Raw genomic sequence first — 12083 nt, forward strand, 5'->3', positions numbered from 1 at the left:
TTTCGGAAGGCTATCCCCCTCTATAAGGCAGGTTACCCACGTGTTACTCACCCGTCCGCCGCTGAGAAAGTTCCGAAGAACTTTCTCCGCTCGACTTGCATGTGTTAGGCACGCCGCCAGCGTTCGTCCTGAGCCAGGATCAAACTCTCAATTTAAAGTTTAATCATAGCTTACTTACTTAGTAAGTCTTTTTTCAAAAGAATTGCTGGTTTAGTTTAAGTCTAATTTTAGACTTTGTTTATCTTCTCTGTTTAATTTTCAAAGACCAAGTTTTTGTTGTCACTCATCAGCGACTTTTACATCTTAACATTTCTGAGATGTTACTGTCAACACTTTTCTAAAACTTTTTTTGTATTCATAAGTTTTAACTTTCGTGTTATTTGCTGTGTGTTTCAGCGACGTGTTTTATAATATCATGCTCATATATTTAATAGCTTTACTAAATATTAGGTAAACAAACTTTAACCATGATTATATAACTTTTCCTCAATAATCCTCTAATTTTCTTATATTGATACACTCGGTGATGTTTATGTATCAAAAATCGAGTTATCCTTGTTTATTATGCATTACATGAAAGTATTATATTCATCTAAATTAATAAATTAATTAAATTTGTTAAAAAGCATAAGTAATATTATAAGTAATTTTGTTCTTATAGATATAACAGTTTCAAATAAAGTTTATTTAATAATCAAAATACCGTTAATAGTTAAAATTATTATATGTCTTAAGTCTGTTCTCATGATTATCCGCAGATATAATTGAGTTATAAATTCCTAAAGAATAAAAAATAAGACCTCATGAAGTCATTAATTACGATTAATTAATTCATAAGGTCTTTATATAACACTAATATATTCTAATGTCCTAGTCTTGCTATATATCCTCTTAAAGATTCATTAGCTTTTTTAAATTTCAATTTTTCTTGCTCTGTCATATTTATTTCTAGTATATCTTTTACACCTTCAGCATTAATAATAGCTGGAACTCCAGATGCAACATTATATTCACCGTATTCACCGTCTAATATCGCTGACACAGGTATTATACTGTGTTCATCAAATAATATTGACTTTATTATTCCTACAGCAGCAGAAGATATACCATAATAAGTACTTCCACCTTTTCTATTAAAAACCGCCCAACCTTCTTGGGAAACTCTATACTCTATTTCATCTAAGTTTAACTTACCATAAGTATCAGGATGATCTTCCATTATCTTTAGGAATGGTTTACCACCTACATAAACATGTGACCATGGAATCATTTGAGCATCACCATGTTCTCCCATAGCATAACCTTGCACTGATCTTGGATCTACATCTAAATACTCCGAAATCATTGTCTTCAGTCTAGCACTATCTACAGAAGTACCCGTTCCCATGACTTTATTTCTTGGTAGCCCTGATATCTTCCAAACATGATAAGTTATTACGTCAACTGGATTAGATACTATTATAAAGAAGCCATCAAATCCTGACTTCATTATAGGTTCAACAATACTATTACATATCTTAGCACTAATTTCTAAGGTATCAATTCTACTTTGCCCTATCTTAGGTGGTGCCCCTGCTGTTATTATTACTACATCTGCATCCCCACATTGATCATATCCACCTTGAAATATTTTAGTTCTCTTAGGAAGATATTCAACTGCATGAGTTAAATCCATAGCCTCACCTAATGCTTTTTCTGCATTTAGGTCTATCATTAGTACCTCTTCACATACACCTTGGTTTACTAAACTAAATGCACAGCTTGAACCTACAAGACCTGTTCCTACAATAGCTACTTTCCTTGGTTTAATTGCCATTTTAAAGCCCCCTTAACAATATTTATATCTCAATATAAATTATATCTTTTCCATAAAATACACTTCAACTGTTTTATTTTTTCCAACAGGACAGTATAATATGAGATTGTTACAATCAAATATCTTTTTTTTCTTATTCTTTATTAATATTGCACTTAAGTTGTATGTAAGATATTATTTTTATTTATTTTATGAAAATTTGATATAATAATATAAATATACTTATTTAACAAGTTGATATTTCAACCTATTTTTAAATTTGTATTTATTAAAAATCATTGATGTATTTATGTTCATAGCAATTTTATAAGATGAGGTGATAATTTAATGTCTGTCAATTTTAAAAATGAATGGGATAGTTTATTAAAAGATGAATTTCAAAAAGAATACTACCTTAAATTAAGGAAATTTTTAGTCTCTGAGTATGAAAAGAAAACCATCTTCCCAGATAAATATGATATATTTAATGCTTTGCATTATACTTCTTATAGTGATGTTAAAGTAGTTATTCTTGGTCAAGATCCATATCATGGCCCTAACCAAGCCCATGGTTTAAGCTTTTCTGTAAAACCTGGAGTTAAAATTCCTCCATCGCTTTTAAATATGTACAAAGAATTAAAAGATGATTTAGGGTACTACATACCTAATAATGGATATTTGAAGAAATGGGCTGACCAAGGAGTTTTGCTTTTAAATACCTCTCTTACTGTAGTAGCTAGTGAAGCAAACTCTCATAAGAGTATAGGTTGGGAGATCTTCACCGATAAGATAATAACTTTATTAAACGAACGGAAAGACCCTATAGTTTTTATACTTTGGGGAAACAATGCCATATCAAAAGAAAAGCTAATAACAAATGGGTGGCATCACATAATTAAATCAGTTCATCCAAGTCCACTATCTGCTTCAAGAGGTTTCTTTGGCAGTAAACCTTTTTCTAAAACAAATAGCTTTCTTGAGTCTATAGGTAAAGCTCCTATTGATTGGCAAATAGAAAACATATAACTTACATAAAAAGCTATTCAAATCAATTTAAATTATTAGATTGAGCTATCATAAAAATTACAAACTTTCCTTTACATTAAATAAAAGGACTGAATTATATTAAACAATTCAGTCCTTCTTTACTTAAAACTAAGTTTATTCTCATACTATATCTTTTTAAATATATTATTTATTATCTTTTCATAACATCCCACGTCTTTATCATATAGAGTTCCTTACTCAACTATTAAGCATCCACATTGGAACTACCTTTCTATAGATGTATGTTCCCCTTGTACAAAAACTTTTTTTCTCATTCTTAAGTAAAATGAGTAAGTTAAGGAAACCAATATTCCTACAACACCTCCGGCTGCAAATCCTAAAGTTACGTAATTTAGTAATGCGCCTCCTACTATGCCGACACCTGCACCAATAGCTATACCTTTAGCGAGCAAATCATTTTCTTTATCGGTTAAACTTAGTTTATCTAACATGACAGCAACTCCTTAATAAATTAATAGGTTATAATGAAAAGTTTTATATCTTACTTCTAATTATAATTCCAATTTATTAAGAAATCCTTTCAAAAAACTTAAAGTAATATTAAGATTTAGTTAAAATACTTTTTTGTAGAAAACAAAAAACTCTAATAACTAAAGTTATTAGAGTTTTGGTGGCTCGAGCAGGAATCGAACCAGCGACACGAGGATTTTCAGTCCTCTGCTCTACCGACTGAGCTATCGAGCCATAACTCACAATTATAGATTATACACATTTACTCGTATTTTGTCAATAAATAAAAAAGTTACTAGTCTATTACTCATTCTTATCTACAGAGCTTATTGAATCATAATTTGCTAAGGAATAAAAACTATAAAAAATAAATATTGATCTATATAATAAACTAGCCACTGTAGCAGTTATTCCTACGGTAGCTAGCTTATTACTTTTAATAATGCATAATACTTCATTTCTTAATAAACAGACTATTTTTTAAATCTTTTATTTTTTAATAGTTGTGAGGTATTTAAAGTTAAAGGATTATTCTCATCTTTCTTCTCTTTATTATCTTCTGACTCTTTCTTGACCTCCGTAGCTTTTTTAGGACTTAAGTCAATGAATTCATTATTATAAGTTTCATGTTTACTTGATTCGTCAGTATTACTTCTACTGTTATTATTAGAATCTTTATTTAAACTCACATCTTTTAAATCACTACCATTAACTACTGTACCTACGGTTTTTACCCTTTTTGTTTTCTTAAACTTAAATCTATTTGGAGTTAAAGCTTTAAATAATTTATCTATAAATAACTTAAGCTTATATAAATTCAAATTCAATCTTCTTAAAGCAATATCGAACATTAAAATTATTAATGCTATCGCTAGTAAAAATGGACTTAAATCTCTTTGGCCTTTTTTCTTAATAATTTCAGTACTAAAAACTTCTTCAGAGGTTTTTATTATCTTCCCACCATTTTCAGTAACGATTTTATCAGTTTTATTGCCCTCTTCCCTTATCTTATATTCTGGAGAATACTGCCTAGCATATCCTGAGTTTACTGAACTTAATGTTTCTCCGTTTTTACTTTGCTTTCCACTAACCATATATACACCATCTTCTTTTGTCTGAAAATTGCCGGTGTATTCTCCTGGCGCTGTAGGATATAGCTTTATATCTTTACTTTCACCTTGAGGTGTAACAATAGTTGCAGTGGTATCAACTTCACCTTGATCTTTCTTATCTTTTAAGACAACCTTTGCTCCATTTCCATCATTGCTTACTTCCATTGATACATCTTCATTATTATAATTCTCTATAGAAAAGTTAATTATATTTTGCCATAACTTTAAGTTTTTTCCCCATCCTGTATAGTTTGCACTCCATTTACCTGATATATCTGAATTCCAGGCTACAGCTTTTCCAAGCCCATACTGCCAAACGGTTAAAATTGGATCATCCTCATCACTCTTTAATATCATTCTTGCAGTTTCTTTTTGAGATGAACCTACATACCCTAAAAGTGATGGTACCCCTCCATCAGCTACTCCACTTATAATACTGTGTTCAGTGCTTATCTTAGGTGTAAACTCTCTATTATTCAGATACATTCTTGCAGCCATAAAAGTTTCTTTTGAAAAGATTCTAGGTATATTAGTGTATTCATCAGTAACATATGATCTACCTCCACAAAAGTCTGCAATACCTTTAAGAAGGTTCTTATCAGCATCTCTTCCAACTGCTACTGTTGAAACAGTTATATTATCCTTATTTATATCCTTTAATAAATTATCATATCCTGTTCTTTCTGCTTGGCCATCTGTCAAAAGAATTATATGTTTTATTTTTGCATCACTTTCTTTTAATGACTTATAACCAGCCTCAAGTGCTGGTAGTATGCTAGTTCCCCCTCCAGCACGTATACTCCCTATATCATCCTCTATCTTTTTAGGATCATTTATAACGCCTCTTTTAGCCGCCCAACTATATTCACCATCAAAGGTAAGAACTCCAATTTCATCTTTTCCTGCTCTTAAAGAATCAAGACTTCTTATAGCCGCTTCCTTTGCCATATCAATTTTGCTTACTCCAGCCATTCCTTCAGTCATACTTCCTGATTTATCAATAATAAGCATCATAGCCATTTTAGGAATTTCTTTCTTCCCTCTCATGTCCATATATACTGGCAATACCTTTTCAAGAGGTGTCTTAGAATATCCCCCTAAAGCAAAGGAGTTATCTCCGCCAGTAGCTATGAAACCTCCTCCAAAGTCTTTTACATAACTTTCTAAGGAATTCATAAATCCTTCATTGAGGTCGTCAGCTGATACATTACAAGTTATTATACTCTTATACGTTGTCATCTCCTGTAAACTTCTTGGAGCTGACTTTGCGTTTACCACAGTGAAATCTAGTGAGGATGCTGCAAGCATCTTAGTAAGTTCTCTAGCTTCATTTTCGCCACCTTCTATTATAAGAATCTTAGGTTTTGAAGTAATCATTGTAAAGGCTGATGCTTCATTATTTTTTAGTTCTGTGTCCTTATCTGCTTCTACAGTTACTTTATATCCCTTGAATCCTCCACTGGTAGCCTTATCCCTAAAGACATATTTATTTATACCCTTAGTTAAATGGACACTTTGTTCTCCAACCTTTTCTCTGCCATTAAATAATGATAATTTTGCATTAGTGTCAGTAGTGCTTTGTATAGTAACCGACAGATTAAATTCCTCATCTAATACTAGTTTCTCAGGTACAGAAATACTTTGAACAGCTATTTCTTCTGATTTATCTTTTTCTTTTTTATAATATTCAAGTTCTATCCCCTGCTGCTTTATCGAAGGCATTATTTTATTTAAATCACCCTGATTTTCATCTCCATCTGAAAGTAATACAATTCTTTTATTCGAATTATTTGGAAACAACGCGATGGCTGATGCTAATGCGCTTTCGATATCGGTATAATTTTTATCTACATTTCCATCAATTTTTGAAAAAGTCGAATCCTTAGATATAAAACTTTCTACTTGAGTATTTCCCCCAAAAGAAAGTACTCCTATTTGGTCCTTCGATGATTTTTCTTTTATAGCATCTTTTACAAATGTTTCAAAAGAATCCTTATCTGCATTTACTGAATCTGAGTTATCAATCAAAAATATAGTTGTATTATTATTTAACTTCCAATAAAAGCTGGTACCACATATAGATAACATTATTAATATAATAACAATACTTCTTAAAATTACAGCCCATTTTCTTTTTGATTTATTTATTCTAACTGCATACTTTGATAAAAATATTATAATTCCTAGTAGAATTGGAATAAATAGCAGAAGATATGGTCTTATAAAACTAAATCCCATAACCGTCCTCCTCATCCTTTATATTGATCAAAACGCTATCTTCCATGAATCCGCACATAGGCAAACCATTCTATAAGTAACACTAAAAGCGCTAGCGCTAGCAGAATATTGGTCAAATTAATGCCACTTTTGGAAAGCTCTCCTCCATCCTTTTGTGAGTTTTTAGAAGCGAAATTTTTAGAAGTATCACTTTCAGAGGTTGGAAAATTCACGGCTATGAGCTTAGTCTGCTCATTCTTATCTATCTTTTGATGAATTTCATATATACCAGGTTTATACGCTTCATCAAAAGGCTTCAGAGGATATTTTGTTCCAAGATCAATATTGTCATTATATGGAGTCTTCATCCATATCTTATTTGCTTCTGGTTGTGGTATTACTTCTATATTTTCACCAGTATAATACTGAGTTCCCGATACAGTATCTCTGTTTAGCATATAAGACATTAAGTTATTTATAAATATAGGGAATTCTGGAGTTAGCGGCATATCACTGTTATGTAGATCAAATGCTATAGCTCCAACCTTTTGTCCTTTTACTTCCCCACAAAACGCTGCATTATTATCTCCGACCTTTATTATAGTTGATCCCCAAGAAGGGACTTCTATATTCTTAACCTTGGAAACTACAAAGCTGCTCTTATCCATATACTTGGTCACTGCATGGGATAATACATTTCCTTTTCCCCCATCTCTTTCTGATGAAACACTAAAATACTCATTGTTTTGCTCCGGATTAATGATTAATATATTTCCTTTCTTAGGCAAAGAATTAGGAAGTTTACCGTCAAAAATATATAGATCATAATCGCCATTTATAGCCTCTCCAGGATTAGTTTTAAATAATTCTATATCTTTTATTGTTGAGATAGCCTTTTCAAGAAACACGTTTTGATTAGAAGACATTAGGACTTTGGACCCATCTTTTTGTTTGACTATAGAATAAATAACATTGTCCTCATCTAGAGCATCCTTTTGTGATAACTCACACTTTAAAAATCTATCTTTAGTCTGAACCTTATCAAAATAAATAGTCTTCGTCTCTCCACTTTTTATATCTACATTCTTTATATCTAAAAGTTTCTCTTCACCATACAGTAAAATTTCAGAATTAGTTTCATTTCCATGATTAGTAACTCTCACCATAACCTTTAAATAATCATTATCTTTACTTTGAGATATATAATCCAAACTTACATTTTCTTTTGGTATTGCTAAACTAACAACTTCACCATTTATCTCTTTTAAATTAACATCAGAATCAGTATAATATACTACTTTGTAGCTATTATAGCTATTACATATTGACTTTATAAGTGAGTATGTATCATTTATATCACCTGCACTATTAGTAGGTTTAATATCTTTGATCTTATTTATAACTTCTTTTCTATCAGTAGAGCCACTAAGCTCAACCTTACTGTTCTTTGAAGCAGAAACTAATGTAATTCTACTATCCGAAGACAAGCCTTTAACCATATCCTCTGCCTTTTTTTCAGCTTCTTCTAATCTAGTATCTTTTTCACCTACAGCGCTCATACTTCCACTATTATCTATAACTATAATTACATTTTCAAAATTCTTACTTCCTATATTTATAAAAGGACTTGCAAGCGCAAAGATAGCTAATAGTAAAGCTAAAAGCTGAAGAAAAAACAATAGATTATTCCTAAACTTTTCAAAAGGTGTAGAAGCTTCTGTTTCGGCTAACACCTGCTGCCATAAAAAGAGACTTGGTATCTCTCTCTCTTCGTATTTTTGCTTTAATATATACATTAAAATTAATATAGGTATAAGAAGAAGAAACCATAAAAACATTGGTGAATAAAGCTTCATATGATTCCCTCCTTACTAAATTTCTCAAACACTACCTTTTGTAGATCTTCCTTTGAAGATACTTGTATAAGGCTTCCGCCATATTTTTTTAACTGCTCTTTCATCCCACTAGTCAATGATTTTAGTTTTAACTCATATGCCTTCATTAGTTTTGGAGTAATAGTTATATTTATCTCCTCCATAGTTTCACTATCAACAAGTCTCACTTGTCCATCAATCCTAGGGTTAAGTTCTTCCTCTGAAAGTATCTGAATAAATATTATTTGCTGCTTATTAAAAGCAAAATACTTTACTAGACTTTCAATTGAACCTTTAGTAAAGAAATCAGATATTACCACAGCTACTGTTCTAGGCTTAAGAGGCTTCTTTTTTATAGCTTCCCAAAGGTTCGTACTCCCATTAAAATCAGCATTTTCAATAAAATTAAGAGCTTGCTGAAAAGATCCTTTCCCCATAAAAGAGGTAGATGGAATTAAGCTATTACCAGCTATCTTGTTAACACATACTCTATCTAAATTGTTTATAGCTAAGTATGTAAATACTGCGGAAAGCCTTTGAGCCATTTTCGCTTTACTGTCTTCTCCAAAATCCATAGACTTACTGCAATCAATAAAAATATTTATATATGCTTCTCTCTCTTCCATAAATAACTTTAAAAAAAGCTTTTCAAATCTTCCATAGGCATTCCAGTCTATTCTTCTAAAATCATCTCCTGGGGTATACTCTCTGAAATCAGAAAATTCTACAGAACTACCCTTCGCTTTTGATCGCCTTCCTCCAGCTGCTCCATTATTTATGGTCATTCTAGCTTTTAGAGATATATTTTCAAGGTTTTTAAAGAAATCACCATTAAATACCTTCTCACTCATCTAAACACGTCCTTATTATAATTGACTTTCTAATATTTCTGAAATTATATTTTCAGCTGTAATACCATCTGCTACTGCATCAAAATTCATGAAAAAACGATGTCTAAGTGCTGGATAAGCAACGTATTTTATATCTTCAAAAGACACATTAAATCGGCCTTCCATAATAGCTCTAACTCTAGAAGTTGAGATTATTGCTTGTGCTGCTCTCGGGCTCGCACCATATCTTATATACTTTTTTGATATTTCAGGAGAGTTCTCATAGTCTGGATGGGTAGAAAGAACTACTTTTAAAGCATATTCTTCTACAGCCTTAGAAATAGGCACTTCTTTTAAAAGTCTTCTCACTTCTAGTATTTCTTCACCAGCCATCATCTTTCCTAGCTCCTCCGCCTCATTATTTATAGTAACTCCGATTATGCTTTTAAGCTCATCTAAATTAGGAAAAGGAACGTTCAATTTAAATAAAAATCTATCTAATTGGGCTTCTGGAAGAGGATACGTGCCTTCATTTTCTATAGGATTTTGAGTTGCTAATACCATAAAAGGTTCAGAAAGAGTATAAGTTGAGCTTCCTACCGTAACAGTATGCTCCTGCATTGCCTCAAGAAGTGCAGATTGAGTTTTTGGAGTGGCTCTATTTATCTCATCTGCTAATACTAAGTTAGAAAAAATAGGGCCTTTTTGAAATTGAAAAGCACTATTTCCCTTACTATCTTTAATTATAATATTTGTACCAACCACATCAGCGGGCATAAGATCAGGTGTAAATTGTATTCTTGAAAATGGCAAGTCTAAAACCTTTGAAAGAGTTTTTACTAATTGAGTCTTTCCAAGTCCAGGTGATCCTTCAAGAAGTACATTTCCACCAGTGAAGATAGCTATTAAAACCTGTCTAACAATATCTTTTTGCCCTATTATCGCTTTACCAATTTCGCTTTCAACCTTCTCTATCTTTTCTATTATACCTTTTACGCTTTCTTCATTTATACTCATGTTATTCTCCTTATTATCTTCATCTCTACAGATGCTTCGATTTAATTTAACGGTTTTAAAGAGTTCCTGTACCGAAACTTAGAAGTGGTTTATCTATTCCAATGAAAATCTATCTATTGCTGCAATGATGAAAAATACCCCTTTATTATCTCTGTCATGCCGTCTGGAACCTCATAGTTTTCCATATTCTCCATAGCTTCTTTACTATATTCACCTACAACTTGATCATAAGGTTTTAATTCTCCTAGAGTGGCATTAGATTTATCTGTTATTTCACTTTCACTGCTTCCACTGGTTCCAGCCTTACCACTTAAAGAAGAGGTTTTACCGTCTCCTCCAAGTCTGCTTGGAGTAAATACTTTTTCATACTGCTTCTCACTTGAAGAGCCTGGTGCTTTATTACCTACCCCTCCTCCAGAATAAGGATTTACACCATTAGATCCATTAGAAGATCCATTTCCAGCTCCACTTCCTCCGCCACCTGTTCCATTTCCTCCTGATCCAGATCCAGAACCACTTCCATTTCCATCTCCGCTACCATTTCCACTACCACTGCCGTTACCAGATCCACTTCCTTGACCTTGAGAATTTTGATCTTTACTGTCTGCTAACTGTTGCTCTTCATCTCCTAAGTTTTTCTGAAGTGAAGCTAATGCTTGATTTTTATTTCTCTGCGATGAAGACTTAGCCAGCGAGCTACTAACTGAACTTACAGCTTTATTTATAGAAGCTTCATCACCAGACGATAGTGAGTCTGAAAGTTCACCTAAACTACTTTTAAGATCGCTGCTACTTAAAGAGGCAGCGGTACTTGAGAGACTGTTTTTAAGCTCCTCTTTTTGTTTACTGTCCATGTTCTTCATATCATTCTTCAGCTTATCTAATTCACTTTGAAGTTTTTTATCATCATTATTTTTTATGGCATCTGCTAGCTCTTTTGTAGCATCATTTTTTTTAAGTCCTTCTGCTAATTTATTTAAATCCTTGTCTAACTCTTTGTTCTTATCTATATCTAACTTTTTTGCTAGTTTTTCTTTTGCCTTATCTATTTCCTTATCAGTTTTTGCGAGTTTTAAATCCTTTTTTAATTCATCTATCTTCGCTAAGAGTTCCTTCTTTTCTTGTTCTGTAAGCTTCTTGTTTTCACTTACCTCCTTCTTAGCATTTTCTATCTTTTTCACTTCTTCTTTCTTTTCAATATTAAGTGCATGCAGCCTATTTGCTTCATCCTTTAATGTATCTGGTATAAGAAAGGTAAGCGAAAATACCACCATAGTTCCTATAAGTATTCTAAGTATCAATTTTGAAGGCATTAATCTTATATATTTAGCATAATCCAAGCTATTAAATTTCGCTAAAGCATCTTCAGCTTGAACCTTTTTATATATGTTTTCTTCCTCCATAAGCTCAAGAGCTGTTGACACTCTTTGATTTAGTCCAAAGGAATCAACTATTTCACTAACCTTTTTCAACTTTGGTATGAATACAATAGTAGAAATTAAAGCAACCGCTAAACCCATGGAATATATGGAAGGAAGCCATATGAAGTATACTCCATATATAGGTATCAGCCTCGAAGCTAATGCTACCGCAATTATCAATAGGGTAGAGATAACAAGAGCAATAGAAAAGTTCCTTAAAAACTTTTCTACATATATTCTTTTTCTTACTTTTTTTAATCTAGCTATTATCTCTCTATATGGGCTATCCAACATGGCAC

General features: G+C 32.1%; 8 protein-coding genes, 1 tRNA gene and 1 rRNA gene. 1 reads left to right on the forward strand and 9 read right to left on the reverse strand.

The features are described 5' to 3' along the window. Nucleotides 1-155: ribosomal RNA gene (locus J3477_RS25350) — 16S ribosomal RNA — on the reverse strand; the annotation flags it as partial. Between the two features lie 707 nt (nucleotides 156-862). After that, nucleotides 863-1816, reverse strand: a complete 954-nt coding sequence (locus tag J3477_RS25355; RefSeq protein ID WP_206873023.1) for an L-lactate dehydrogenase — start codon at nucleotides 1814-1816, stop codon at nucleotides 863-865. A gap of 327 nt (nucleotides 1817-2143) precedes the next feature. Here J3477_RS25355 and J3477_RS25360 point away from each other — a divergent pair, with 327 nt between their 5' ends. Further along, nucleotides 2144-2821 carry a uracil-DNA glycosylase gene (locus J3477_RS25360; protein WP_206873024.1) on the forward strand — a complete coding sequence of 226 codons (678 nt, stop codon included), beginning with the start codon at nucleotides 2144-2146 and terminating at the stop codon, nucleotides 2819-2821. Nucleotides 2822-3066: 245 nt separating this feature from the next. Here J3477_RS25360 and J3477_RS25365 read toward each other — a convergent pair whose 3' ends face one another. The 7 genes from J3477_RS25365 to J3477_RS25395 all read right to left on the reverse strand — a co-directional run bounded on the left by J3477_RS25365 (nucleotide 3067) and on the right by J3477_RS25395 (nucleotide 12078). Next, nucleotides 3067-3294: a hypothetical protein gene (locus J3477_RS25365; protein WP_206873025.1), complete on the reverse strand. Its 228-nt coding sequence runs from the start codon at nucleotides 3292-3294 to the stop codon at nucleotides 3067-3069. 177 nt (nucleotides 3295-3471) lie between these two features. Then, nucleotides 3472-3547: transfer RNA gene (locus J3477_RS25370), tRNA-Phe, on the reverse strand. Nucleotides 3548-3786: 239 nt separating this feature from the next. Continuing rightward, nucleotides 3787-6663 carry a VWA domain-containing protein gene (locus tag J3477_RS25375; protein ID WP_206873026.1) on the reverse strand — a complete coding sequence of 959 codons (2877 nt, stop codon included), beginning with the start codon at nucleotides 6661-6663 and terminating at the stop codon, nucleotides 3787-3789. Between the two features lie 35 nt (nucleotides 6664-6698). After that, the gene (locus J3477_RS25380) at nucleotides 6699-8498 is read right to left on the reverse strand and encodes a vWA domain-containing protein (protein ID WP_206873027.1); all 1800 of its coding nucleotides are present in this window, start codon (nucleotides 8496-8498) and stop codon (nucleotides 6699-6701) included. After that, a complete protein-coding gene (locus J3477_RS25385) occupies nucleotides 8495-9367 on the reverse strand; it encodes a DUF58 domain-containing protein (RefSeq protein ID WP_206873028.1) in 873 nt (290 codons plus the stop codon). Before J3477_RS25385 ends, J3477_RS25380 begins: the two co-directional genes overlap by 4 nt. Before the next feature lie 15 nt (nucleotides 9368-9382). Then, nucleotides 9383-10363: an AAA family ATPase gene (locus J3477_RS25390; protein WP_206873029.1), complete on the reverse strand. Its 981-nt coding sequence runs from the start codon at nucleotides 10361-10363 to the stop codon at nucleotides 9383-9385. Nucleotides 10364-10476: 113 nt separating this feature from the next. Continuing rightward, on the reverse strand, nucleotides 10477-12078 hold the full coding sequence (locus J3477_RS25395) for a DUF8809 domain-containing protein (RefSeq protein ID WP_206873030.1): 1602 nt from the start codon (nucleotides 12076-12078) through the stop codon (nucleotides 10477-10479). Nucleotides 12079-12083 lie beyond the last annotated feature (5 nt).

The sequence above is a fragment of the Clostridium zeae genome, assembly GCF_017312485.1.
GTDB lineage: Bacteria > Bacillota > Clostridia > Clostridiales > Clostridiaceae > Clostridium_AR > Clostridium_AR zeae.